19 protein-coding genes are annotated in these 25,684 nt (G+C 37.6%); 8 read left to right on the forward strand and 11 right to left on the reverse strand.

The window, feature by feature from the left end:
* Window positions 1-984: a glycosyltransferase family 2 protein gene (locus DX009_RS05375; protein WP_115083273.1), complete on the reverse strand. Its 984-nt coding sequence runs from the start codon at window positions 982-984 to the stop codon at window positions 1-3.
* Window positions 936-1,832, reverse strand: a complete 897-nt coding sequence (locus DX009_RS05380) for a glycosyltransferase family 2 protein (protein ID WP_115083274.1) — start codon at window positions 1,830-1,832, stop codon at window positions 936-938. Before DX009_RS05380 ends, DX009_RS05375 begins: the two co-directional genes overlap by 49 nt.
* A gap of 53 nt (window positions 1,833-1,885) precedes the next feature.
* On the opposite strand from DX009_RS05380, the gene DX009_RS05385 reads away from it, so the two are divergent.
* Both DX009_RS05385 and DX009_RS05390 read left to right on the forward strand, forming a co-directional pair.
* Window positions 1,886-3,382 carry an oligosaccharide flippase family protein gene (locus DX009_RS05385; RefSeq protein ID WP_115083275.1) on the forward strand — a complete coding sequence of 499 codons (1,497 nt, stop codon included), beginning with the start codon at window positions 1,886-1,888 and terminating at the stop codon, window positions 3,380-3,382.
* Window positions 3,369-4,361: a glycosyltransferase family 2 protein gene (locus DX009_RS05390; protein ID WP_115083276.1), complete on the forward strand. Its 993-nt coding sequence runs from the start codon at window positions 3,369-3,371 to the stop codon at window positions 4,359-4,361. The genes DX009_RS05385 and DX009_RS05390 overlap by 14 nt, the downstream gene beginning before the upstream one ends.
* A gap of 105 nt (window positions 4,362-4,466) precedes the next feature.
* On the opposite strand, the gene DX009_RS05395 is transcribed toward DX009_RS05390, so the two are convergent.
* From DX009_RS05395 to nrfH, 6 genes are all read right to left on the reverse strand, one after another.
* The gene (locus tag DX009_RS05395) at window positions 4,467-5,195 is read right to left on the reverse strand and encodes a YebC/PmpR family DNA-binding transcriptional regulator (protein WP_006044900.1); all 729 of its coding nucleotides are present in this window, start codon (window positions 5,193-5,195) and stop codon (window positions 4,467-4,469) included.
* A gap of 13 nt (window positions 5,196-5,208) precedes the next feature.
* Window positions 5,209-7,677, reverse strand: coding sequence for a phenylalanine--tRNA ligase subunit beta (gene pheT / locus DX009_RS05400; RefSeq protein ID WP_115083277.1), 2,469 nt, complete (start codon window positions 7,675-7,677; stop codon window positions 5,209-5,211).
* A 665-nt stretch (window positions 7,678-8,342) separates the two neighbouring features.
* Window positions 8,343-9,140, reverse strand: coding sequence for a cytochrome c biogenesis protein CcsA (gene ccsA, locus DX009_RS05405; RefSeq protein ID WP_006044903.1), 798 nt, complete (start codon window positions 9,138-9,140; stop codon window positions 8,343-8,345).
* Window positions 9,137-10,444 carry a cytochrome c biogenesis protein ResB gene (locus DX009_RS05410; protein WP_115083278.1) on the reverse strand — a complete coding sequence of 436 codons (1,308 nt, stop codon included), beginning with the start codon at window positions 10,442-10,444 and terminating at the stop codon, window positions 9,137-9,139. The genes ccsA and DX009_RS05410 overlap by 4 nt, the downstream gene beginning before the upstream one ends.
* A gap of 44 nt (window positions 10,445-10,488) precedes the next feature.
* On the reverse strand, window positions 10,489-11,985 hold the full coding sequence (gene nrfA / locus DX009_RS05415; protein WP_115083279.1) for an ammonia-forming cytochrome c nitrite reductase: 1,497 nt from the start codon (window positions 11,983-11,985) through the stop codon (window positions 10,489-10,491).
* A gap of 11 nt (window positions 11,986-11,996) precedes the next feature.
* Window positions 11,997-12,602 carry a cytochrome c nitrite reductase small subunit gene (gene nrfH / locus DX009_RS05420; protein ID WP_006044906.1) on the reverse strand — a complete coding sequence of 202 codons (606 nt, stop codon included), beginning with the start codon at window positions 12,600-12,602 and terminating at the stop codon, window positions 11,997-11,999.
* A gap of 232 nt (window positions 12,603-12,834) precedes the next feature.
* On the opposite strand from nrfH, the gene DX009_RS05425 reads away from it, so the two are divergent.
* From DX009_RS05425 to ppdK, 3 genes are all read left to right on the forward strand, one after another.
* The gene (locus DX009_RS05425) at window positions 12,835-14,304 is read left to right on the forward strand and encodes a PepSY domain-containing protein (protein WP_115083280.1); all 1,470 of its coding nucleotides are present in this window, start codon (window positions 12,835-12,837) and stop codon (window positions 14,302-14,304) included.
* Complete coding sequence (locus DX009_RS05430; RefSeq protein WP_115083817.1) at window positions 14,297-14,656, forward strand: DUF488 domain-containing protein; 360 nt, start codon at window positions 14,297-14,299, stop codon at window positions 14,654-14,656. Before DX009_RS05425 ends, DX009_RS05430 begins: the two co-directional genes overlap by 8 nt.
* 774 nt (window positions 14,657-15,430) lie before the next feature.
* Window positions 15,431-18,157 (forward strand): pyruvate, phosphate dikinase, encoded by a 2,727-nt coding sequence (ppdK, locus tag DX009_RS05435; RefSeq protein ID WP_115083281.1) that lies wholly within the window; start codon window positions 15,431-15,433, stop codon window positions 18,155-18,157.
* Window positions 18,158-18,276: 119 nt separating this feature from the next.
* Here ppdK and DX009_RS05440 read toward each other — a convergent pair whose 3' ends face one another.
* Window positions 18,277-20,970 (reverse strand): valine--tRNA ligase, encoded by a 2,694-nt coding sequence (locus DX009_RS05440; protein WP_115083282.1) that lies wholly within the window; start codon window positions 20,968-20,970, stop codon window positions 18,277-18,279.
* Between the two features lie 131 nt (window positions 20,971-21,101).
* Between DX009_RS05440 and mazG the strand changes: the two genes are divergently transcribed.
* The 3 genes from mazG to DX009_RS05455 are packed head-to-tail and all read left to right on the forward strand — an operon-like array spanning window position 21,102 to window position 23,492.
* Window positions 21,102-21,998: a nucleoside triphosphate pyrophosphohydrolase gene (gene mazG, locus DX009_RS05445; protein WP_040595588.1), complete on the forward strand. Its 897-nt coding sequence runs from the start codon at window positions 21,102-21,104 to the stop codon at window positions 21,996-21,998.
* 18 nt (window positions 21,999-22,016) lie between these two features.
* Window positions 22,017-22,574, forward strand: a complete 558-nt coding sequence (locus DX009_RS05450; protein WP_115083283.1) for a lipocalin-like domain-containing protein — start codon at window positions 22,017-22,019, stop codon at window positions 22,572-22,574.
* Between the two features lie 3 nt (window positions 22,575-22,577).
* Window positions 22,578-23,492 (forward strand): ribonuclease Z, encoded by a 915-nt coding sequence (locus tag DX009_RS05455; protein WP_006044916.1) that lies wholly within the window; start codon window positions 22,578-22,580, stop codon window positions 23,490-23,492.
* 11 nt (window positions 23,493-23,503) lie between these two features.
* Here DX009_RS05455 and DX009_RS05460 read toward each other — a convergent pair whose 3' ends face one another.
* Both DX009_RS05460 and DX009_RS05465 read right to left on the reverse strand, forming a co-directional pair.
* Window positions 23,504-24,325, reverse strand: a complete 822-nt coding sequence (locus DX009_RS05460) for a carbohydrate-binding domain-containing protein (RefSeq protein ID WP_245944591.1) — start codon at window positions 24,323-24,325, stop codon at window positions 23,504-23,506.
* 164 nt (window positions 24,326-24,489) lie between these two features.
* The gene (locus DX009_RS05465; RefSeq protein ID WP_115083285.1) at window positions 24,490-25,359 is read right to left on the reverse strand and encodes a hypothetical protein; all 870 of its coding nucleotides are present in this window, start codon (window positions 25,357-25,359) and stop codon (window positions 24,490-24,492) included.
* Window positions 25,360-25,684: the final 325 nt, after the last annotated feature.

Raw genomic sequence — 25,684 nt, forward strand, 5'->3', positions numbered from 1 at the left:
CTAATGACGATTAGGTAAAGTACGAATAAGAATTTTCCGTCCAAATCCAGAGTTAATTAACGCAGAAAATAATCTATATTTCCGTGTGTAGTTCTTCTTTGGAAGAGGAAATAATCCTCGTTTCTCAAGCCGTAAAATAACGTGATTTAGATATTGTTCATCGCGTGTTAGAACAATAACATTGTAAATATAATCCATTGTTAGTTGTGCTACACGGCGTAACATAGCCATTCTATCTTTAGCAGGCATAAGGTCGGCTTTGCCTTGCAAAGTCTTTATAATCTGTTCGGTGTCTTGCAACCGCATTAGTATCCAACGTTTATCCTTTTTATGCGTTATAGATTCTTTACGTTTCCTGTAAAAATAGGCTTGCACCTTAGTGTTGTAAACCTTATCGGCACAAATAAAGAGCTGTGGGGTAAACTCTTCGTCTTCGTGTAAGATACCTTTTGTAAAACGCAAATTTACCAATATATTCTTCCTAAAAATATATCCGCATGCCGATGCTCTCAAATTGTTATTGTGCATATACTCAGTGCCAGAGACAACCTCGTTGTTAGCAAGTTGTATGTTTGATGTATCTTTGGTAGCAAAATCAAAAAGAACAATATCGGCATCTTTAAATCTTATAAAGTCTAGACACTTATCGTAGTTACCAGATATAAGAAAGTCATCAGCATCTATAAACTGAATATATTGTCCCTTTGCCATTGCAATACCAGTGTTTCGGGCTTGACTAAGTCCTTGATTGGGTTGCCTAATATATATCATCTGGTTCGCAATTTCTGCCAATAAGTTGAGTGGTGAATTGTCTGAGCCATCATCAATAACAATAATCTCACGTTCTTCCGCGCTAAGCGTGAGTTTAAGAATACTATCGATACATTTCTTTATCATATCAATAGGTTCGTTGTAATAGGTTATGATAAAACTGATTAGCGGTAGAGTTTTATCGCTTTGTGGAAGATGGTGTTGAGTTTGCATAAGCGTTTTATTCCTAAAAGATGAAGTAATGTTAGTTTAAAGCTATTATAGAAAGGACGAATGGGTAACACTGGTGCGTGTCTGGTAGCTTCGTAAACATCTAACTGAATATTTAAAATATGTGCGTAATAAGTAGCATCAATATCATTATTACCATTTATTATGTATTCTAAATGTGCTTCTAACAGACTCGTTAAGTCTTGTCCATTAGCATTGGCGGTAATCCCTTCGTTATTCCAACAATAATAGTATGTTCCTCTACTAGTGGTTGCAATGGTCTTTGCTATAGCCATAAGTTTCGGCAGCGTGTGTGCATCTTCGAAGTTCTTACCTTTGGGAAATTCAATATTGGTAAACAGTTCACGTTTATATATTTTGTTCCATGCATAAGTATGGCGATAAGCCTGTCCTTTCAGCCAATACTCTTGTTTGTTTTGATAAACACAATCGTCTAATATTAATGTGTGTTGTGCTTTCGAACCGTATCTTTCGATAACCGAAAATTCAAGAATATCATATTCAGGGTGCGCATTCAACAAATCTATAATCCCTTTATAAGTATCTTGTGCTATAAAGTCGTCAGAGTCTATAAACGTGATATATTTTCCCTTCGCAACCTTTATACCTGTGTTTCGTGCAGCAGAGAGTCCTTGGTTGCTTTGGTGTATAACGCTAATTCTGCTGTCTGATTGGGCAATTTCGTCTGCCATTACAGAGGAGTTATCTTTAGAGCCATCATCAACCAGTATCATTTCAAAATCTTGAAACGATTGTCCTAAAACGCTATCAATACATCGCTGAAGCGTTCTCTCTACATTATAAATAGGTATAACAATGCTTAGTTCCATAAATTTCCTTGTTGCAAAAATAATAAAAACTTTTAAATTACGTTTAAAGATTAATGAAAAAGACAGACAGCTACGGGCATATTCTGCGATATACTGGGCTCTTTGGTGGAGTTCAGGGGATAAATATATTAGTTGGTGTCGTACGAAATAAGTTGGTTGCAATGATTTTAGGACCAGAAGGAATGGGGCTTATATCGTTGTTTAATTCTACTTTGAAATTAATGAGCGACTCTACCAATTTTGGCATATCTATCAGTGCAGTTAAGAATATATCTGAATATTTCGATAAGAGCGATGAAGAAAAGTTGGCAAATACCGTGAAGTTAGTACGTTCGTGGAGTTTGCTAGCTGGACTGTTAGGAATGTTTCTATGCATCGTATTGAGTCCGTTATTAAGCAAATTTACTTTTTCGTGGGACGGGCACCGCTTGCACTTCATTCTTCTTTCGCCTATTGTTGCTTTAATGGTATTGTCGGGTGGAGAGCTTGCAATATTAAAGGGTCTTAGAGAGTTAAAGAAGTTAGCTATAATCTCTATTTTAAATGTGTTAGGAGCATTAATTTCTTCTATTCCGTTATATTACTTCTTTCGCGAAAAAGCAATTGTACCGTCATTGGTAATAATGGCACTTATTCAGTTTGCTCTTACAATAGCTTATTCATATCGTATTTATCCCTTGCGTTTAATGAACCGTTGGCAAAATATGCGTGGAGGAGTGGGTATGCTCCGACTTGGAATAGCATTTGTTATTGCAGGTATTTTAGGCTCGGGAGCAGATTTTTTGATTCGTAGCTATATAAATAATGTGGCGAATATTGATACAGTAGGTTTGTTTAATGCTGGCTATATGATGACGATGACTTATGTAGGTATGGTGTTTGCAGCAATGGAAACCGACTTTTTCCCTCGTCTTTCGGGTGTTAATCATTACCTATTTACATTTAATCAGATTGTGAACAGACAAATAGAAGTTATGTTGTTATTGGTTTCACCGCTATTAGTGCTATTCTCTTTGTTTCTTCCTATATTGCTTCCTCTATTATATACAGGTAAATTTATGCCCGCTTTGGGTATGATGCAAGTCATTATGCTTGCTATGTATTTTAGAGCTATAAAGTTGCCAGTGCAGTATATACCATTGGCAAAAGGCGATTCTACCTCTTATTTACTTTTAGAAGCTGTATACGATGTGATATTAGTGATTGCTGTAATTCTGAATTTTAATAGGCTCGGTTTAGTTGGAGCTGGGTGGGCGATAACCATTGCGGGCTTTTTAGACGCTGTATTAGTATTTGTTTATTCGCGATGGAAGTACGGTTATAAGGTCTCTTCAAGTGTCTTGCTTTATTCGTCTATTCAGATTCCTATAGGGCTCTTAACTTTTATGATAACTCAGCAAGATAATCTGCTGGTGTATTGGGGTGGGGGATTGTTGTTGGCTATGATAAGTATAGCTATATCGTTTCTTTTTCTACGAAAGAAAGCAAATTTGTGGAAGGGAGTTGCTTCTAAATTATTAAGAAGAATTAAAAGAGATGGCAACAATTAGTATTTTAGTAGCTGTATATAATGCAGAAAAGTATCTGCATAAGTGCTTAAAATCTCTACTATCGCAGACACTTCACAATATAGAAATTATATGTGTTAATGACGCTTCTACCGACTCGTCGCTTAGTATTCTTAATGCGTATGCTAAAAAAGATGAGAGGATAAAAGTAGTACACTTGTCCCAAAATGTAGGAATAGCCAAGGCACGAAATGCTGGATTACGTATTTCTACTGGACAATATATTGCATTTGTTGATAGCGACGATTGGTTGTCTGAAGATGCTTGCGAAAAGGCTTTTGATGTTTTTACACATTATCCATTAACCGATACGGTACTTTTTCAAGTGAAAAACGTCTATGGTGATAAAGATGTAGATTTCATTATGCCTTCTTTTACCACCTTAGACGGCTTTACGGCATTCCGTGAAAGTTTGACTTGGAATATTCATGGTGTTTATGTTGTTAAGCGTGAACTGCATCTTCGTTTTCCATACGATGAATCGGCTGTAGCATATAGTGATGAGAATGTAACTCGTCTACATTATCTAAACTCACGAGAGGTACGCATTTGCAATGGTATTTATTATTATAGGCAACATTTAGGTTCGGTAACGCATAGAGTAAGTTTACGTCGCTTCGACTATTTGTTAGCAAACCAGAGTATGAAACAGCAACTAGAAGCATTGAATGTTTCGGACAGGATACTTGATATATACGAAGAAGTGCGTTGGCGGAATGTTATAGGACTTTATATGTTCTACTTTTTGCATCGTAAGAAACTTGATAGGAATTCTCGACAACAAGGATTAGCTATTATAAGAAGAAGTTGGCAAAGTATTGAAGTTTACCGCTTACCTCGCTGGTTGGTAAGGAAGTTTGGTTATATCCCATTCCAGAAGTCTTGGTTTGTATTCCGTTTGCAAGAAGAGACTTATTTCTTTTTGCGCGCCTTACTTGGTAAAAACAAAGAACAGCTATAGTAACCTTTCTTATAAAAAGTCTATAATGCAGCAGTTATTGCGCACAAAGGGGTGTGCCGTTATTTTGACACACCCCTTTATGTTTCTTACCTATGATGGAGCGTTTTACTCAGCAGGTTTCATATTTGTATAAACGTTCTGCACATCATCGAACTCTTCTAACTTATCAACCATCTTGTCAATAGTTTCACGTTCTTCGTCGGTAACTTCTTTTAAGTCGTTTGGAATACGTGTAAACTCTGCAGAAGTAATTTCGAAGCCATTATCTTCTAAATGTTTCTGTATTTCGCCAAAGCTAGTAGGTTCGCCGTAGATTGTTATTTCTCCCTCTTCTTCGTCTTGGTCGAATTCATCTTCTACGCCATAATCAATAAGGTCGAGTATAAGCTCTTCCATATCTATACCTTCTTTCATTTTGAAAGTAAACACAGCTTTATGGTCAAAGAGGAATGCAAGCGAGCCTTGTGTACCAAGTGTTCCATTAAATTTATTAAATATAGAACGTACATCTGCCACAGTGCGTGTAGTGTTATCAGTTAAGGTTTCTACGAAAATAGCTATTCCATGAGGACCGTATCCTTCGTATGGCACCTCTTTATAGTCGCTTGTATCTTTACCCATTGCGTTCTTTATGGCGCGCAATATATTGTCTTTAGGCATATTCTCGCGTTTGCAAGTTGCAATAATGGCACGCAATCGTGGATTTGTTTCAGGTTCTGGACCGCCAGCTTTTACAGCAATAGCAATTTCTTTACCTAACTTTGTGAATGTTCGAGCCATGTGGCCCCATCTCTTTAGCTTTGTAGCCTTGCGATATTCGAATGCTCTTCCCATTGGAATTGTGTATTTATCGGAGTTCTGCTCCGAGTTTTGTTGTTATGTTTTTAATTAATTTCTGCATAATGGCATCAATTGCCTTATCGTTTAATGTCTTTGTCTCGTCTTGAAGAATGAAATTCACAGCGTAACTCTTCTTACCTTCTGGAAGGTTTTTACCCTCGTACACATCAAAGAGTTCTACCTTCTTTAGAAGTTTCTTTTCTGTTTGGCGTGCTATCTCTTCTATTTGTGCAAACTCTATATTTGAGTCTAATAAGAGTGCTAAGTCGCGACTGACACTTGGATATTTAGATAGTTCTTGGAACTGCAACTTATTTTTGCGAATTGCTTTCATTAAGTTTGTCCAATGTATATCGGCATAGAAAACTGTTTGCGCAATATCCATTTTCTTTAGTAGCTTATGGCTTAGGATACCCATTTCTACGATAGTTTTACCACCACGAGTCTTTAAAGCTAGTGCTTTATCGAAAATATTATTATCTGATGCTTCGGTGGTAAGTGCATTTTGTGCGATTCCTATTCGTCGAAGAATATTCTCTACGTTTGCTTCTAATTCGTAGAACGAACTCTCTTCATCGGCATGCGCCCACGAACCTTGTACTCGTTTACCAGTTATCCAAAGTGCTAAATGGTATTCTTGCTGGTATGCTTTAATAGGATTTTCTTCGCTCCACTTTTCTTTTTCATACTTGTAAGTGTTGCCAACTTCGAAGAACTTTAAGTTTGCTGCCTTTCTATTTATATTGCGACGGATACTTTCTAAGCCTCCGAAGAGCAATGTTTGTCGCATTACGCCCAAGTCGCTTGATAGTGGATTCAGTATTTTAACGCATTGTTCCCACGGATAAGCGTTAAGATTTGCTTCTTCGTAGTATGACTGTGCGGTGAGCGAGTTGTTTAAAATTTCGTTGAACCCAGCACCAACAAGCTGTTCGCTAATAATATCTTCGCGATGAAAGTCTTTGTCGGCTTCTTCAGCAATAGTAAGCGATGATTTTAATTCGGTTGGTATTTCAACGTTGTTGTAACCATAAATGCGCAGAATGTCTTCTACAACATCGCACGGACGTTTTACATCTACTCTATAAGGTGGCACTATTAAGTCGATTCCTTCAGAATCTTCTTTTACTATCTGCATTTCCAAACTTGTTGCTATATTCTTAATAGTGTCTGCACCAAGTTTCTTTCCTATCAGTCGGTCGGCATATTCGTAGTTTAATCTAACTGGAAATCCGTCCATCTTTGTTGGATATACATCGCAAATGTCCATACTGATTTTGCCTCCAGCCAGTTCTTTGCAAAGAATAGCTGCTTGTTTTAGGGCATAGATGATTCCATTTGGGTCGATACCACGTTCGAAACGAAAACTTGCATCGGTAGAGAGTCCATGACGGCGTGCACTTTTTCTAATCCAAGTAGGGTGGAAGTAGGCACTCTCTAACACTACGTTATGTGTATTCTCGTATGTTCCGCTTCCTTTTCCACCGAAAACTCCTGCTATGCACATTGGTTCTTCGGCATTGCAAATGGCTAGGTCGTGTTGTCCAAGTGTATGTTCTTCGCCATCGAGTGTAACGAATTTCTTGCCTTCGTTGTTATCTTTCACTATAATCTGCCTACCTGTTACCATATCTGCATCGAAGCAGTGCATTGGTTGTCCGTAAGCCATCATTATATAGTTTGTTATGTCTACGATATTATTGATGGGGCGAACGCCTATAACGTTGAGTTTATCTTTTAGCCATTGTGGACTTTCTTTTACTTCACAATCGGTAATGCTAAGGCAGGCATAGCGTCGGCAGGCATCTGTGTTCTCAATAGTTACCTTTATGGGTAAATTATGGTTGTCTACTTTAAACTTGCTGCAATCTGGTCGGTGCAACGATGTTTCGTATCCGTTTTGTTTTAGCCATGCATACAAATCGCGTGCTACGCCATAATGGCTTAAGGCATCGGCACGATTGGCTGTTATATCAATTTCAATAAGCCAATCGCTTTCTACCTTATAGTATTCGGCTGCGGGCATACCCACTTGTGCATCTTCTGGCAAAACAATAATGCCATCGTGGCTTGTTCCTACACCAATTTCGTCTTCGGCACAAATCATTCCGAGGCTTTCTACACCTCTCAGTTTGCTTTTTTTAATTACGAAAGAATCTTCACCATCGTACAAGACACAACCTAAGTCGGCTACTATTACCTTTTGTCCTGCTGCTACATTAGCAGCACCACACACTATTTGTTGTGGCTCGCCTTTACCAAGGTCTACGGTCGTAATGTGTAAATGGTCAGAATTTGGGTGTTCTTCGCAGGTAAGCACCTTACCAACAAACAGTCCTTTCAGTCCGCCTCGAATAGTTTCAACCTCTTCTACGCTTCCAACTTCTAATCCTGTTGATGTTAGCGCTGTTGCTAATTCTTCTGGAGTAAGGTCGAAATCAACGTATTCCTTTAGCCATTTATATGAAATGTTCATTTATATTGTTGTTTTTTATTTATCTATTTTATGCGAATGCTGCATTTTATTTTGGTGCAAAATTACTAATTTCCATCAATATACACAAACCCTATAAAAGCATTTTCGCTATAAGTATGCTTTATGACCTATTCTGAATAGATTTAAACAATTATATTTCCATTTCTAAGAAGGCGCTCTATGGTTAATATGAGAGGCTAAAAATTAACCAAGATGGCTGATAGGAACATAAAAGTAGGCGAGAAGCAATGTTGCCAATAATGTGCTGTGGTGTTGCAAGCTAACGAATGAATTTATAGTTAAATGGCGTATATGGGAGCACTGCTATACGAATGTGTAAGTCTTTTACCACTATGTGCTTTCGCTTCTAACACGTCTCTGTAATACTCTTATAAGCAATATACGCTATTATTTACGTGTAAGTAGAGTTTTACTTACATGTAAATAAAGTTTTACTTACACGTAAATAAAGTTTTACTTACGTGTAAATAATACTGTTTAATCAGTATTTAATAAATACAGAATACGCATACGAATATGTTAGCAGAACCGTAAGAAAGTTAGAAAGCACTATACAGCAAAAGAGGAAATGCCTGTTTGACACTTCCTCTTTTCTGTGTTTTGCGTTTATAGCTTCAATACTACAAGCGCTGTTGCCAATCCGGCTATTGCATGTTGTAAGTATGTACGCTGGTGCCTTGTGCAGAAGGCAAATAGTTTATACCCCACCAGCACATTTGCAAGAGTGCGAAGTTTACAATTAGAATCCACATAGCTATTTCTAGATTGCACTTCTTTCGTAACCGGTAATGAATATAGGTAAGATAAGCCAACCAAGTAGCGGCAGCCCAAGTTTCTTTAGGGTCCCAAGCCCAATAATGTCCCCAGGCATCTTTTGCCCAAAGCGCACCTGTAAGCATACCTAATGAAAGAAAAGCCCAACCTATATACACAAGATTATCGGTTATATCCAGTTCTTTATGAGTTACTATCTTGCTCTTCTTAAAGAACAACAAATAAGCCGCCATAACAAAGGCACCGCCCAAAAGTGCGTATGCAAACATATAAATAATGACGTGTGGTGCAAACCACGGACTTTGTAACGCAGGCATAAGTGTTTTGCTATGAATTTCTGGCTTCAATAAATTAACTCCAATAAACACCATAGATAGAATAGTGGAGAAGGATAGGAGCCATTTGTAGTCCCAACGACTGTAAACAATAACACCTGCTAATGGCAAAAAGAACGAATACCATAAACGAGTTTCGCCCATAGTACGCATAGGAGGACGGTCGAGAGTTATCCACATAACAAGAATATAACTGAAGAATACAACCAATCCGGCTATTGTGGCACTGTATGCTACAACCTTTCTATCTTTCCAAGCAGCGTATGCACCCGTTGCCCAAAGCAACACAGCTACAACAGCAAAATATATAAAGTAATTCCAAAATGCAATCATTTCTTTTCTTCCTCCTTCTTATATTTGTTACGACCAGCAGTTATAAACATCAAAATAGCTCCTAACAGAAGCATATAAATACCTACATAGGTAGCCGGTAGCCAAGGGTCGGATACAAGTTCGTAAACGCTGAGAGTGCTCCACTTGCCTTGCTCCTTATTGAAATCTAGTTGGTAAATCTTCCATGTTCCTATAGTAACAGGCTTGTTTACCTCTATGTGTGTTTTGAAAGCTTTACCTTCTTTCGTATAAATGTTCACGTCCGATGCATAACGCAATGGCTCACGAGCCGACATAGCTATTTCGGTTCTCTTGTCGAGTTTCAAAGTCGACATAGGAAACATATAACTTCCTGAGCTTACCCAACCCTCTTTCACTACATTGCCTTTTTGCGCTTTAATAAGAATAGCAGTAGCAGCACCTTTATCTTTATATTCAACAAAGCCAGCATGATTAATGCGCATACCAAGGTCGTCCATTCGCATCATATTCATCATCTGTGCAGGCATACCTTTTATCATCTTAATCATGCCAACAGGTAGTGCATCTTCAATATACTTCTTTACAGTAATGGTCCAACCCATCAATTCTCCAGAAGTAAAACCAGGTTCAATAATAATATTCTGCGGTTTATCAATAGGCAGACTCTTACCCGTTTTATTGTCGAATACAGCCAATTTAGGAGGATACTCATCTATACTGAACTTCTGCAGTTCAATAGCAATAGGTAGTTCGTGAACCTCTTGATAGCTATCAATACCACGCCATTCGGGTTTACCTACTTCACAATACATCTTTAGGCGTTGCATATCGGCAGAACCCAATGTACCACAAGTAATGAAAATAAATAATCCTAAATGACTAATGAGCGAAGGAATGAAGCGCTTCTGAAAATGCACAAGCTGGTGTATTCCTACTTCGGCTACTATAATTACGCTCCAAAAATAAATAAGAACAAATGGCCAGAAACTAAGCATACGCGTAAGACCAATAGGGTCTATAGCAGGGTGTCCTTCGGCTACTTGTCGGGTTAATCCCATCACAACAGTTAGTATAGACGCAATTGCAAGAGCTGGTACGGCAGCCTCAACCTGCGTCATAAATCGAAACAAATATACTTTAGGGCGAAAAGCATAAAACAGCCCTAACATAATAATAAGTACTGCAAGGGCAATAATATTAGCTGGCCACATAAATACCAGCCATTCCATAGGCCCTATAGAAACCTGCAATAGGGCTCCTGTAATCAGAAGCCCTATACTTATTGCAAATCCCTCGCGATATTTCCAAGGTTTATTCCACATAATATTTATATCCTGTATACAATTCAAATATTCTTAATGATATTTTACATTGGCTTAGTTATAAAGCGTCCATTCTTCTTTGCTGTCTGAATCCATTTAGGAACAACATTATTAATGAAGTCTTTCTTCTGAGAGTTAAGCTTCTTCATATCAAGTCCAATGTAAGATTGAGCCTTAGCCTTTGTAGAGATATCAGGCATTGGAACAGGTTTACTGTATCCATGACGTGCAAGAACGCGAGCTATTTCAACACGTGCTGTTTGTGCATAATCGAGAGCTATGGCGAGCAAACGTGTAACTTCTTGTGGTGCATGGAAACTTGCTCCATGGCTAGCTACAGCATAATCCCAACGCCATTGGCTCTTGCGCAATGCCTTTAATACCGGCTCCATCTCTTTGGCAGTAGCGCCCTTGTCCCAAGCAAACTTGGCTTCGATATGTGCACGAGACAGTTCTTTCTCCACACGGTTGCGAACCTGAAGCACTTTCTCCTGACGCTCATATACATTCTGCCTTAGTGTCTCTTCACTCTGACGGTGGCAAGTCTGACATGTGCGGCTGATGTTTGCCAATGGAGAAGTAATATGGTGGTCTGTATATTTCACGCCACCTTCTTGAACGTAAGGCATGTGACAGTCAGCACAACTCAGACCACGCTGACCGTGAATACCTTGCTTGAAAAGCTCGTATCCAGGGTGCTGGGCCTTTAAGATCTTTGTTTTAGAAAGCGGGTGTATGTAGTCGTAGAAGCCGATAGAGTCGTAATATTCTTCAGCTGCTTCGCAGGTCAGTCCCTTATCTTGTGGGAACTTAAGATACTGACCGTTGTCCTTTTCAAAGTAATACTCGGTATGGCACTGTGCACAAACCAACGAACGCATTTCTTGATGACTGGCTTTGTTTACATCTTTGCCGGCACGTTGCCATGCCTCATAAAGAGCAGGACGAGCTGGTTTCAGTTCCATCGTACGTGCATCATGACAGTCTGAACAGCCAACGGTGTTCATCATCTCATTTCCCCACTTGCTCCACTTTGCAGCATAGAAAGCATTCTTACCCTTCTCGCGCATCAGGCGGGGAACGTCAGGACCTTTACAAGTCCAACAGGTACCAGGTTGTATGTCGTCTTGCCCATCTACGCCTGGTGAACCTGTACGCAAGATTTTACGTAAGTCTTCTATTGCATGACGGTGTCCACGAGGTGTATTATATCCACGAGAGAATGAATAGCCAGCCCACAAGATTACCATTTCCGGGCGTTGTTCCAATACATCAGCCTCTTGTGAAGAATTATATTTACTCACAAAAGAAGTATCTTCCGTCATCGCCCAGGTTTGGTATTCCCTCGGGAAATCTTCAGCAAACTTCTCATTCTGACTTACAATAGAATCGGTCATCACTACTCGGCGGTTATTAAACACTGAGGCAACCTCTGCGCGACGCTCCAACATAGAAGAACAGAGCATACCGAGAACGAAGATGATAAACATTGCTCCGCCGAAGAGCAACCATCCTTGCCATTTCTTTAATTGTTTAGCCATATTGTTTTATTTTATTTTTTTTCAAGTAAGTTTTGTAACCATTGTGGTACAGGAGATGACGGTATAGGCGTCTGTGTTTCTGCATTTGGAGTACTGCTCAATGTATTCATTCCACCGTGAGGAACTTCACGATGACAGTCCCAACATGCTTTTCCTGCTCCGCGTTGAGCTTCCATATAATCTATTTTTCCTGTCCGCACTACTCGTGTATTGAGGTCTTTGTGACAACGGATACAGTTATCCATTATCACTTCTGCCGAAGCCTCTTCTGCCATAATAGCTTGACGCTCTGACTTAGTAACAAAGTATGCTACGTGCTTCATACCATCCATTCCCTTGAACAAATATTTGGCAGCAAAACTAGAATGTGGTACATGGCAATCATTACATGTTGCATCTCGCCCATGGCTTGAGTGCGCCCACGTGGCGTAGTAAGGAGTCATAATATGACAGTTTACACAAGCTGCGGGATCATCACCTATAAGATAGGTTTGCATACGTAGAAGATAGAAAAATAATCCTCCTAATCCCACAATCACACCCGACAAGATGAGTGAAACCACTTTCTGTCGGTAACTCAGCTCGGGAAACCATGATGTAAGCTTTCGCAAATTCATTGTGATTATGTTTATTCTATTATTATACTAAATATAAATCTTTCGGTGCAAAGATAGTTAAAAAAGCACAAGTCGTCAATAGTTTATCCCCATTTATTAGGATAAAATGCTTTAAAAAATATTCAAATTACTAATAAAACATAAATAACAATCCGTAGTAACAAATGTTACCATCTGAACAAAATACCATTATTAAATTTGCTAGTTAATTTGAAGTAAAATTTAAAATTAAATGAAGAAAATGCATCGTTGGTTCGGACTTATATTATGTCTGTTCCTCATAGGGTTTTGTGTCTCAGGTGTAATTTTAAATCATCATGAGATGTTTTCGAGTATAAATGTACCTCGTTCACTTATGCCGAACACTTACGAGTATAAAGATTGGAATCAAGGTTTAATGCGTGGTACGATTGCCAAGGGAGATAGCGTTATTATATATGGTGAGAATGGTTTTTTTCTTACCAACAAGTTAGGGACAAACATAAAAGACTTTAATAAAGGTATGCCCTCCGGAGTAGAGATGCGCAATATACGTAGCGTAACCCGTACTCGTTCGGGCGATATATGGGCTGTAGGAAACTTCCAACTCTATCATTTAGAATCTAATAATGTGTGGGAGACTGTTGAACTTGATGGTCTTGATAGTCGATTAACTGATGTTACTTCTCGTGGCGATTCAGTTGTGGTGGTATCTCGTAATCATATCTGGTTATCCCCCAATACGGATAAACCTTTTAGACAAATACAGCTTAGAGCAGGTACCGACTATGATGGTAAAGTGTCACTTATGCGTACAATATGGCTGATACATAGTGGTGCGCTCTTTGGTACTATCGGCAAAATAATAGGCGATGCTGTTGCTATTATTCTGATAATTCTTAGCATTTCTGGTGTTTGGTTCTTCATAGCTCGTAAATCTCGTGCGGGCAAATCACAGTTAAAAACATTATATTGGATACACCGGCGTATAGGTAGAATAACTATTGTACTTACTTTGTTTGTAACAATAACTGGTTGGTTTCTGCGTCCACCTGCAATGATTGCTATAGTTAAAGGTCGTGTACATGCGCTACCTCTTTCAGTACAAAGTAGCAATAATCCATGGAACGACCAACTACGTGCTGCCCGATATGATTTTGTTAAGAAAGATTGGCTTATCTATACCTCTAATGGTTTTTATGTTCTACAGGATCTTTTCTCAACTCCACGACCAGTGAGTGGTGCACCGAATGTTAGTTTTATGGGGTTATCATCATTCTACCAAGTAAAAACAGGGCAATGGCTTATAGGTTCGTTCAGCGGTCTCTATTTATGGAATCGTGATGCGCAGGCGGGTGTACCAAGAGTATTACCTATTGATAAAGATATAACAATGGTAGGATTTAGTAACGATTTCAAAGACCCGATACTCATCGACTATTATAAAGGGACAACTTATCCGAAAATGCCTTCTCAGTTTAAAACACTCCCGATGTCTCTTCACATGGCTGCGCTCGAGACTCATACTGGACGTATATATACTTTTTTAAAAGATGGCACTAATGTATTTTACATTGCGATTATTGGATTAGCTATTGCGTGGTGTCTTTGGACGGGATACTACAGACCACGTAAGAATCGTAAGAAGCACAAGACTGCAAAAAAGACGAAGAAGATACGTCAGCATCTTAGATTAGAAGACGATAATGAAACAAATGAATGAATTGAGAATTAAGCGTATCTATCTTTCACCAGAGAAAGATGATGGATATCGGCTCCTCATCGACCGCCTGTGGCCACGAGGCATTTCAAAAGTTAAGGCGAGTCTAGATGAATGGGATAAAACAGTTGCACCTTCAACAGAACTTCGTGAATGGTTTGGGCATGAAGATGAAAAGTTTGCGGAATTCGAACGAAAGTACTGTTCTGAACTTGATAATAATCCTGATGCGGCACAATTTGCTCAACATGTTAAGAATCTCCTCAATGCACGCAATGTAACATTATTGTATGGTGCTAAAAACGAAACTTGTAATCAGGCTGTTGTTCTTAAAGCTTGGATACTAAGCAAATAAGAAAGATAAAAGGTGGAACATATATTAATTCACCCAAAACAGATACTTACAATGTAAACAGATTCTTTCTTATATTCGAAAGAAAATCACTTCAAAACTAGTTTTTGAGAATTTAGTCTCAAAGATAGTTCTGAGGTGGTTTTTCTTTTCTAATAAAAACAAAACTGTATAGATAAAAAATTAGATATCTGTTTCTTTCAAATTAGATATCTGTCATAAACAAAACAGATATCTATCAGCACCAAATATGACGTCATATTTTTCTACACAATGTTTCTACCTTCATTCTCAGACTATTTCATTTGAAATTAACGACTGGTAAGATATTATATTGATGCTCATACACTAGTTTGCAATTATATAAAGGTGAATGCGCAAGTAAATAATTCTGTAGGAACGCACAAAAGAATCAAGGCGAAATAATAGACATTGTATGATAAGAAAATAGATTTAGAGCTTAGTTGTTATTGATAAATAATACAAAACTAATCAACATTATGATAAATATAACAATTAGCTAATTATTATTGAAATATTCTACCCAATCACAGTTTGCTATAAATAAAAACACTCTATTAAGCAGCAGACCATATTCTAACTTATTTGAAGAAACGTAAGATTATATTTTCCATATATTATTAAAATAATAAATCTGCTATTTTATAGCAAATGTAAAGCACATTATCTATTTTTTGTGCTAATAGTTTGTTTCTTCAGCAATTTATTATTATATTTGCACTGACGAAAAAAGATTTAAATATTTACATAATCATTATGGCTGAGAAAAGAGTCTACACTTTCGGCAACGGAAAGGCCGAAGGGAAAGCTGACATGAGGAATTTGTTAGGTGGCAAGGGAGCCAATCTCGCAGAAATGAATTTAATCGGTGTTCCTGTTCCTCCAGGATTTACAATTACAACCGATGTTTGTAACGAATATTTTGAAAAAGGTAAAGAAGCAGTTGTTGAAGCTTTAACTTCAGAGGTAACAAAAAGCGTTAAGCACATTGAAGATTTAATGAATTCAAAATTCGGTGATCCATCAAACCCATTATTGGTAAGTGTTCGTTCTGGAGCACGTGCCTCTATGCCTGGTATGATGGATACTATCTTGAATCTCGGCTTGAACGATGATGTTGTAGAAGGTCTTGCAAGGAAGACTGGCAACGAACGTTTTGCTTACGATAGTTATCGCCGCTTTGTACAAATGTATGGAGATGTTGTTTTAGGCATGAAACCTGAAAACAAGGAAGATATTGATCCATTTGAAGCTATTATCCAACGTGTAAAGGCTAAACGCAACATAAAATTGGATAACGAAATGAATGTTGCTGATCTAAAAGAACTTGTTTTAGAATTTAAGAAAGCCATAAAAAATCAGACTGGCAAAGAGTTTCCTTCTAACCCTATGGAACAACTTTGGGGAGCAATTTGCGCTGTATTTACTTCATGGATGAACGAACGTGCTATACTCTATCGCAAAATGGAAGGTATTCCGCAGGAATGGGGAACAGCCGTAACAGTTCAGGCTATGGTTTTTGGAAATATGGGTGAAACTTCTGCCACAGGTGTTTGTTTTTCTCGTGATGCCGGTAATGGAGAGAATGCCTTTAATGGAGAATACTTGGTGAATGCGCAAGGGGAAGATGTTGTTGCAGGTATACGTACACCACAACAAATAACATTAAAAGGTTCGCTAAAATGGGCAGAACAACAAGGAGTAGACGAAAGTATCCGTAGCACAAAATTCCCATCAATGGAAGAAGCAATGCCTGAAATTTATGCGCAGCTTAACGCTATTCAGAAAAAATTGGAGAAGCATTACCACGATATGCAGGATATGGAGTTTACCGTACAAGATGGAAAACTTTGGTTCTTACAAACTCGTAATGGTAAACGTACAGGTACTGCAATGGTAAAAATAGCAATGGATTTACTAAAAGAAGGTGAAATCGATGAGAAAACAGCCATCTTACGTTGCGAGCCAAATAAACTTGATGAACTATTACACCCTGTATTTGATAAAGAAGCATTGGCACAAGCTAAAGTTCTTACACGAGGACTGCCAGCATCGCCAGGAGCTGCTACAGGACAAATAGTTTTCTTTGCCGATGATGCTGCAAAATGGCATGAAGATGGACACAAAGTAATAATGGTCCGTATAGAAACCTCTCCAGAAGATTTGGCTGGAATGAATGCTGCGGAAGGAATACTTACCGCACGTGGTGGTATGACTTCGCATGCAGCAGTGGTTGCTCGTGGCATGGGTAAGTGCTGCGTAAGTGGAGCTGGTGGTGTTACTGTAAACTACAAAAAACGTACTGTAGAAATTGATGGAACAGTACTCCATGAAGGTGATTACCTATCGTTGAATGGATCTACAGGAGAAGTTTATTATGGTGAAGTTCAGACAAAAGCAGCTGAAGTTACTGGCGATTTCGCTCAGCTTATGGATCTTTGCAACAAATATACAAAACTACGTGTTCGTACAAATGCAGATACACCACGCGATGCAGAAGTAGCACGTACATTTGGAGCAGTTGGTATAGGATTATGTCGTACAGAACACATGTTCTTCGAGGATCTGAAGATTAAGGCTATGCGAGAAATGATTCTTGCAGATTCTATCGAAGGTAGGGAAAAAGCACTCGAAAAACTATTACCCTATCAGAAACAAGACTTCTATGGAATCCTAAAGTGTATGGACGGAATGCCTGTAAATATTCGTTTACTTGATCCGCCATTGCACGAATTTGTACCGCACGATGAAGCTGGACAAGAGGCTATGGCGGAAGAAATGGGTGTTAGCGTTCAATTTATTCGAAATCGTGTGAACTCACTATCTGAACATAACCCTATGTTAGGACTTCGTGGCTGCCGACTCGGCAACACATTCCCAGAGATTACAGCGATGCAAACACGTGCTATACTTGGTGCGGCTGTACAATTAAAGAAAGAGGGATTCAATCCAATGCCAGAAATTATGGTTCCACTCGTAGGAATTGTAAATGAACTTGACAATCAAGAAGTAATCATTCGTAAAACTGCCAATAAAATATTCAAAGCAGAAGGAATAGAAGTGCCATTTAAAGTTGGAACAATGATAGAAGTTCCTCGTGCAGCACTTACTGCAGACTTAATTGCTAATAAAGCCGAATATTTCAGTTTTGGTACGAATGACTTAACACAAATGACTTTTGGTTATAGTCGCGACGATATTGCAAGTTTCTTGCCAAGTTATCTTGAAAAGAAGATTCTTGATGTAGACCCATTCCAAGTTCTCGACCAAGAAGGTGTCGGTCAGCTTATTAAAATAGCAGTAGAGAAAGGTCGTAAAACTCGTAAGAAACTAAAGTGTGGTATCTGTGGTGAGCACGGAGGCGAACCAAGCTCTGTTAAATTCTGTCATCGTGTAGGCTTAAACTACGTTAGCTGCTCTCCTTTCCGAGTTCCCATTGCAAGGTTAGCTGCGGCACAAGCTGCAATTGAGTACGAACAATAGTCATTTTAAACTATTAATAAATAAAGGTGGGGTTCTTCATTTTGTAGAATACCCCACCTTTTTTCTGGATTTTACGAGAGCGAAGAATGAAATCTTCAGCAGTCTCGCTAAAATAAGAGTTATTTATTACGAAGTTCTTCTATATTTGCCTTAATAGTTTCAATTTTTTCTTCTGAATCGCTTTGCTTTTTACGTTCTTTAGCTATCACTGCTTCAGGAGCGTGTGCAACGAATTTCTCATTTGAAAGTTTAGTTTTCACACTTTTCAAGAAGCCCTCTAAGTGAGCCAATTCCTTTTCCAATTTTTCAATTTCAGCTTTTACATCAATCAGGTTTCCAAGTGGAACAGCAAATCCATCAGTACCAACCATAAATGCAGAAGCATCAGAACTCTTCTCATCTACAACATTTATGCTCTTGAGGTTAGCCATTTTTACAATGACACAATTGTAAGCTTCATAGTTGTTTTTGCCTACAGCTTCTAAAGAAAGCAATACTTTCGGAGCAATATTCTTTTGGTTGCGAACAGTACGAATGCCACCAACAATTTGCTTCACATTCTCAATTTCAGCAATCAAGGTCTTATCTTTATCAGTAGGAAGTGCCAATTCAAGTTTCTCCAACATTATACTTTCTCCCTCGTTTCGGTCAAAAATATGTTGCCAAAGTTCTTCTGTAATGAATGGCATAAATGGATGTAGCATCTTCAAAAGAATATCGAAGAAACCGAGTGTAGCCACATAAGTTTGCTTATCAATTGGTTTGCCATATTCTGGTTTTATCATTTCCAAATACCAACTAGAAAACTCGTCCCAGAAAAGCTTATAGACAGTCATCAATGCTTCTGATATACGATAGCTCTTAAATTGTTCTCCCATTTCAGAATTTACTTCTTTAAGCTTCGCATCAAACCATTTAATGGCTATTTTATTAGCCTCAGGTTGTTCTACATCTGCAGTCTCCCAACCTTGAACAAGGCGAAACGCATTCCATATCTTGTTATTAAAGTTGCGTCCTTGCTCACAAAGACTTTCATCAAACAATATATCGTTGCCAGCTGGAGCAGAGAGCATCATACCCATACGTACACCATCAGCCCCATACTTATCTATTAATTCTAATGGATCAGGCGAGTTACCAAGACTCTTACTCATCTTCCGCCCAAGTTTATCGCGTACAATGCCTGTAAAATAAACATGCTTAAAAGGATAAGTCTTACGATATTCATATCCTGCCATAATCATACGAGCCACCCAGAAGAAAATAATATCAGGACCTGTAACTAAATCGCTTGTTGGATAATAATACTTTATTTCTTCATTGTCAGGATTGTTGATGCCATCAAATACAGAAATAGGCCACAACCAACTTGAGAACCATGTATCCAAGCAGTCACTTTCTTGTTCTAAGTCGGCAACTGTTAGATTTGGGTTAATCAACTTTGCTTGCTCAAAAGCCTTCTCATTGTTTTCAGCTACTACAGTTATGGTTTTGCCATTCGTATCTTTGAAGTAATAAGCTGGAATGCGATGTCCCCACCAAAGTTGGCGGCTAATGCACCAATCTTTGATATTTTCTAACCAATGACGATAGGTGTTCTTGTATTTCTTTGGATAGAACTCTATCTCATCATTCAGCACAGGATTCAGTGCGATATCCGCAAAATGCTGCATACGTAAGAACCATTGTGTTGAAAGTTTCGGTTCAATAGGAACATTGGTACGTTCTGAGTAGCCTACCTTATTGTCATAATCTTCTATCTTTTCCATCAAGTTGGCTGCTTCCAGGTCGATTGCTATTTGTTTGCGCACGTCCATACGGTCTTGACCTATATATATATCTGCAGCATCCGATAAAGTTCCATTATCATTGAATATATCAATGGTTTCTAATCCATGTTTTAACCCTAACGCATGATCATTGATATCATGTGCAGGAGTAACTTTCAAGCAACCTGTACCAAACTGAATATCAACATAAGTATCTTCTATAACAGGTATACAACGCCCAACTAATGGAACAATAACATGCAATCCCTTTAACCATGTATTTTTCACATCATCAGGATTAATACACATAGCGGTATCACCCATAATTGTTTCTGGACGTGTAGTAGCTACAACTGCATAATAACCTTTATCGTCTTTATGTATGACATTATCATCACATTTGCGTTCTACCCTACTTTGTTCTTCTGGTAATATATAATATTTTAGGTTGTAGAGCTTTGAATGCTCGTCTTTGTAAACAACTTCTTCATCCGAAAGTGCGGTCTCTGCACTTGGATCCCAATTTACCATTCGTACACCACGATAAATTAAGCCTTTATTATAAAGGTCGCAAAATACCTTTATAACGCTTCTACTACGTTTTTCATCCATTGTAAAAGCAGTACGGTCCCAATCACAAGAGCAACCAAGTTTACGCAATTGTTTCAAAATAATACCACCGTGTTCGTCTGTCCACTTCCAAGCATGTTTTAGGAACTCATCTCTAGATAAATCAGTTTTATTTATTCCCTCTTGTGCAAGTCTATTCACTACTTTTGCCTCAGTAGCAATACTAGCATGGTCGGTACCAGGAACCCAACAAGCATTTTTACCTTCCATACGTGCATGTCGCACAAGAATATCTTGAATAGTGTTATTAAGCATATGCCCCATGTGCAATACGCCTGTTACATTTGGTGGTGGAATAACCACAGTATAAGGTTCACGTCCATCAGGTTTAGAACTAAAGAGTTTATTGTTGAGCCAATACTCATACCACTTTGCTTCCACACTCTGTGGGTCGTACTTACTTGCTAATTCCATACGTTCTATATTATTATTTCTTTATTATCATTAAAAACGTTGCAAATTTACGAAAAAATCAGTTGAAAGCACTATCTTTGCATAACTATTAGCAGTACTCAGTACTTCTTTTAACTTTAAACTTGATTAAATTGCATACAAAAGAAGAAAAAATAGCAGCATTCTCGCGTTTACTTGATGTACAAGAACGACTACGAAAAGAATGTCCGTGGGATAAAAAACAAACTTTTGAGAGTTTACGCCCCAATACAATTGAAGAAGCATTTGAACTTGCCGATGCTTTAATAAAACACGATGAGAAGAATATTTGTAAAGAACTTGGTGATGTTATGGAACACGTTGTTTTTTATGCATCGCTTGGCAGTGAAACAAATGACTTTGACATAGCAGATGTTTGCAATGCTCAATCAGATAAACTGATGTTCAGACACGATTTTATTGATTGGACAGGATGGATCGTTTCGAATCATAATATGGTTATCAACAAGCGTGGGCAGGTTGTATATAAAGATGATCTTAATAGCGAAAGGCAAAGTGTCTCTTCTCAAAAAGAAGATTCTCCATCTACAGCTTCTCAGGTTGAGTTAACATGGGAACAACGAAAACAAAAGGAAAGAGACGGCAATAAAACTGTCTTATCAGGAGTCCCTAATTCGCTACCAAGTCTTATAAAAGCATATCGAATACAAGATAAAGCACGAAACGTCGGATTCGATTGGAAAAAGAAGGAGGATATATGGAAAAAAGTTGATGAAGAACTTAACGAGCTAAAAATAGAATTGGCAAAAGGTGATAAAGAAAAGTCTACAAAAGAGCTAGGCGATTTTTTGTTTTCTGTCATCAATGCAGCCCGATTGTATAAGCTCAATCCTGATAATGCACTCGAATATACAAATAAGAAATTCATTTCACGGTTCAATTACGTTGAACAACAAGCAAAGAAAATTGGTAAAAACTTAAAAGATATGACCATAGAAGAAATGGATAATCTATGGAATGAAGCAAAAGAAATAGAAAATAATAAGTAAGTTACTCTATATTTTATTATGAAAAAAGTACGAATACTGCTACTTTTTACAGCAATAGCATTCAGCTTTATTGGTTGTAAAAACAAGAAAACAACTACAGTGATAAGTCCTAATATTAATAATGTAGACTCACTTAATAGTGGTGATTCTACCATTTATGGTACAATGCTCGATGGTGGAATGAATTCTATATTACTCCTTACTGATAAGGGCGACACTCTAGAGATTATTCAAAACCCTGATGATTCTACAGATGTTGTGAAAGGAGGAAAACTTGTTGGCGACCGTTTTGCTGTAATAGCTTATAAGGAGTATGGTGATTTAATTCTACGAAAGGCTATCAATATAACATCACTGCTTGGAAACTGGTCTAGTTTAGACAAAAGCTTTGAAATAAAGGAGGGAGGAGAAATTACATCAAATCTACAATCAGAAAAAGACGCATGGACTTTCTGGAAGATATTTAATGGTAAACTTCTCCTTTCAAAAGATACCTTCGATGTGATTGAGTTAGGGGCAGATTCTATGTCGCTTGAGAATAATGCTGGAATATTTGTCTTTACACGAAAGAAATAAAGCGTGATTCCATTTAAAATTCACATATTAGGTTGTGGCAGTGCTTTACCTACACTTCGTCATAATGCAACTTGCCAAATAGTAGAGATACGTGGTAAATACTTTATGATAGATTGCGGAGAAGGTACACAAATACAAGTACGTCGTACCAAGGTTCATTTCACTAAGATTCAGGCTGTTTTTATTTCACATTTACACGGTGATCATTGTTTTGGTCTATTTGGTATGATTTCTACTTTTGGAATGACAGGGCGTACTGCCCCACTCCACATTTATGCTCCAAAAGAGTTTGAAGAATACTTTAATTTATCGATGGAACTATTTTGTAAGAAACTTGAATTTGCTGTAATGTTCCACCCTATAGAAACAACCGAAACAAAAGTAATTTACGAAGATAAAAGTCTTACAATAGAATCTATTCCATTGGAACACCGCATTCCATGTTGTGGATTCCTATTTCGCGAGAAACCTACTACACCACATATTCGTCGTGATATGATAGACTTTTATAATATACCTATCAGTCAAATTAATAATATAAAAGCTGGAGCAAATTGGACTACAGCTGATGGTGATATTATTATGAATAGTAAGCTTACAATTCCAGCAGACAAGCCACGAAGTTATGCTTATTGCTCTGATACAAGATATATGGAACAACTATATAAAAAAGTTGCAAATGTAGATGTACTCTACCATGAAAGTACTTATACAAACGAATATAAAGATAGAGCAAAGAGTTACTATCACAGCACAGCAGAAGAAGCCGCAACTGTTGCTAAAAAGGCTAATGTAGGAAAATTGCTTTTAGGACATTACTCGGCTCGTTATTTAAACGAAGATATTATTCTAAATGAAGCAAAAGCAATTTTCCCCAATAGTTTCCTCACAAATGAAGGAATGGTGTTTGATGTGTAAGCTCTTATTCTTTATAACTTTACAACTTTCTTACCATTAATAATATAAATTCCTTTTGGCAAATTGTTTAGTTCTCCATTAAACTTTGCTCCACTAACATTATAAATCTCTTTTGAATGATTTGTATTAGCCGTAGGAATGGAAATAGCTGTTGTATTCTTCTCTATTACTATCTTACTTTTTACCACACTGTTTCCCACTGTTACGCAGCGCATCTTTGGATTATAAGCTGCTCCAGAAGGTTGAGTGATAGCACAACCTTCTAATGTAAGTGATGCTATATCAAGCATAGAACCTATTTCTGAACCTTCAACTGTTACATTAGCATTTCGAATAGTAATATGCTCCATAGCCCCATCATTTCCTGTAATACCATATTTACCACTCTTCGCATTCACTGTACAATTGTCTATGGTTAAATCTGTTCCCATTGCAAATATAGCACAATTGTCTCCACCTTCTACATTAAGCGTACCTTCACCAGTAATAGTTAATGGTGTTCTTAATCCTATTGCAGTATGTGCTGCTACTAAGTTATTGGTCCCTATAACTTTCACTGTCAATCCATCTATCTTAGAAGAGATAGCATCTTTATCGCCAGAATTAATAGTAGCGTTTTGTAGAGTAAGTGTTTTTGTTTCAGGATTATAATTCACAATTCCACTAACTTCAGCTATTGTTGAAAGATCGTTACAGTTGTCTGAACTTACTTGTGAACTAGCTACCCAAAGATCGTACATTTTCTGTGCACGAGTTGTTGTTGGTAGAATTAAAATTGCAATGAGCAATACGATAGTAGCAATACTTTTTTCTTTAGATAATGATTTATACATAATAAGATGTATGCCTCCCATTTAAACTCTTAACGAGCAACGCTATATAAAGGCATGAGCGTTTAGATTTTTCTGAATATATTATGATTGATATACAATATTATCCTTCCTATAAATAGGCTTTTACACACAATTTATAGGAAGAATATTGATATATAGGTTTCTTATTTCTTCAGAATTTTCTGTCCATTTACAATATACATACCAGCTGGTAGGTTTTCTATCTTATTATTGACACGACTACCATCTAATGTGTATATACCACATTTCTTAGTTTTTGTATCGGTCGCAACAGATTTTATACCAGTAGAGCCCTTTGTTATTACAACCCAATCTGTTACAACATCTCTGTTAGCACCATAAAGGTAGAAATAAGGATATTCGTATTCTTCAACCTCTTCCCAATATGCTCCCGTAGGAGAAGTTATTGCACAATCGGTAAAAGTTGGCTCTCTATCCCATACCCAAGCAATACTACCTTTATGCGTACTGTTGCTATTACTACCACCTTTTACGCGTACATTACAGTTATCAAATATCCAATAACCACCATAAAAGCCATTACTCCCACCACTTGCTTCGACACTACAATTGCTAATTGTAATTGTCCCTTGGTTAAATACTGCTTTATTATATTTATCATCGCTTGCAGTAGACGATCCTGTAAGTGTGAGTTTGCCATCGCCCGAAATACGAATTTCTTTATCCATATTCCAAATACTTGTTTGCTTATCGGAAACAATAGAGCTTTCGTTACTAACACGGATTATCAAGCCATCAACTCTGTTTTCTATACCGTGAGTACTTGTTGCATGAATAGTAGCTCCATCAAGCGTTAGAGTTTTAGAATCGTTATCGTATTTTGCTTTTCCCGTAACACCTTTTATAACACTCAAATTGTTACAGTTTTCGGAAGTTACTGATACACCAGCAATTTTAATGTTGTAAGTATCTTGCGCCATTCCTTGTTGCGCCATTGAAACGAATAAAACAGCAAACGCTGCACACATACTTTTATACAGATCGTTTTTCATTATTAAAGTGCCTCTCCTTTCACTCTCTTTTTGCGAGAGAACGCCATTTAGAAGCAGGGGCGTTCAGGTTAAGTAATATTTCTGGCTACAAATGTAATTCTTTTTCTCGAAAAGAACAAAACATAATAAAAAAAATAATAAGTATCTATAAGTCTACGCTCCATAAGGAGTATTGTTTCTTATGATATCTAATTTACAAATTACTTTTATTTTTAGATATCTATCAGTTGCATTTTAGATATCTGTTACGCTCGTCTCAGATATCTATCAGTTATAAATTAGATATCATAACGAATTACTTCCTATATGTATTTGTGGTTTCCCG

This window comes from Prevotella pallens, from assembly GCF_900454935.1.
Classification (GTDB): domain Bacteria; phylum Bacteroidota; class Bacteroidia; order Bacteroidales; family Bacteroidaceae; genus Prevotella; species Prevotella pallens.

What these genes read in the sequence shown, in the direction of transcription:
- DX009_RS05460 (WP_245944591.1), bottom strand. Translation starts at nt 24,325, where the DNA reads ATGTATAAATCATTATCTAAAGAAAAAAGTATTGCTACTATCGTATTG.
- DX009_RS05450 (WP_115083283.1), top strand. Translation starts at nt 22,017, where the DNA reads ATGAAAAAAGTACGAATACTGCTACTTTTTACAGCAATAGCATTCAGC.
- nrfH (WP_006044906.1), bottom strand. Translation starts at nt 12,602, where the DNA reads ATGAATTTGCGAAAGCTTACATCATGGTTTCCCGAGCTGAGTTACCGA.
- DX009_RS05425 (WP_115083280.1), top strand. Translation starts at nt 12,835, where the DNA reads ATGAAGAAAATGCATCGTTGGTTCGGACTTATATTATGTCTGTTCCTC.
- pheT (WP_115083277.1), bottom strand. Translation starts at nt 7,677, where the DNA reads ATGAACATTTCATATAAATGGCTAAAGGAATACGTTGATTTCGACCTT.
- ppdK (WP_115083281.1), top strand. Translation starts at nt 15,431, where the DNA reads ATGGCTGAGAAAAGAGTCTACACTTTCGGCAACGGAAAGGCCGAAGGG.
- DX009_RS05465 (WP_115083285.1), bottom strand. Translation starts at nt 25,359, where the DNA reads ATGAAAAACGATCTGTATAAAAGTATGTGTGCAGCGTTTGCTGTTTTA.
- DX009_RS05395 (WP_006044900.1), bottom strand. Translation starts at nt 5,195, where the DNA reads ATGGGAAGAGCATTCGAATATCGCAAGGCTACAAAGCTAAAGAGATGG.
- nrfA (WP_115083279.1), bottom strand. Translation starts at nt 11,985, where the DNA reads ATGGCTAAACAATTAAAGAAATGGCAAGGATGGTTGCTCTTCGGCGGA.
- DX009_RS05375 (WP_115083273.1), bottom strand. Translation starts at nt 984, where the DNA reads ATGCAAACTCAACACCATCTTCCACAAAGCGATAAAACTCTACCGCTA.
- DX009_RS05380 (WP_115083274.1), bottom strand. Translation starts at nt 1,832, where the DNA reads ATGGAACTAAGCATTGTTATACCTATTTATAATGTAGAGAGAACGCTT.
- DX009_RS05385 (WP_115083275.1), top strand. Translation starts at nt 1,886, where the DNA reads ATGAAAAAGACAGACAGCTACGGGCATATTCTGCGATATACTGGGCTC.
- DX009_RS05410 (WP_115083278.1), bottom strand. Translation starts at nt 10,444, where the DNA reads ATGTGGAATAAACCTTGGAAATATCGCGAGGGATTTGCAATAAGTATA.
- DX009_RS05390 (WP_115083276.1), top strand. Translation starts at nt 3,369, where the DNA reads ATGGCAACAATTAGTATTTTAGTAGCTGTATATAATGCAGAAAAGTAT.
- DX009_RS05440 (WP_115083282.1), bottom strand. Translation starts at nt 20,970, where the DNA reads ATGGAATTAGCAAGTAAGTACGACCCACAGAGTGTGGAAGCAAAGTGG.
- ccsA (WP_006044903.1), bottom strand. Translation starts at nt 9,140, where the DNA reads ATGATTGCATTTTGGAATTACTTTATATATTTTGCTGTTGTAGCTGTG.
- DX009_RS05430 (WP_115083817.1), top strand. Translation starts at nt 14,297, where the DNA reads ATGAATGAATTGAGAATTAAGCGTATCTATCTTTCACCAGAGAAAGAT.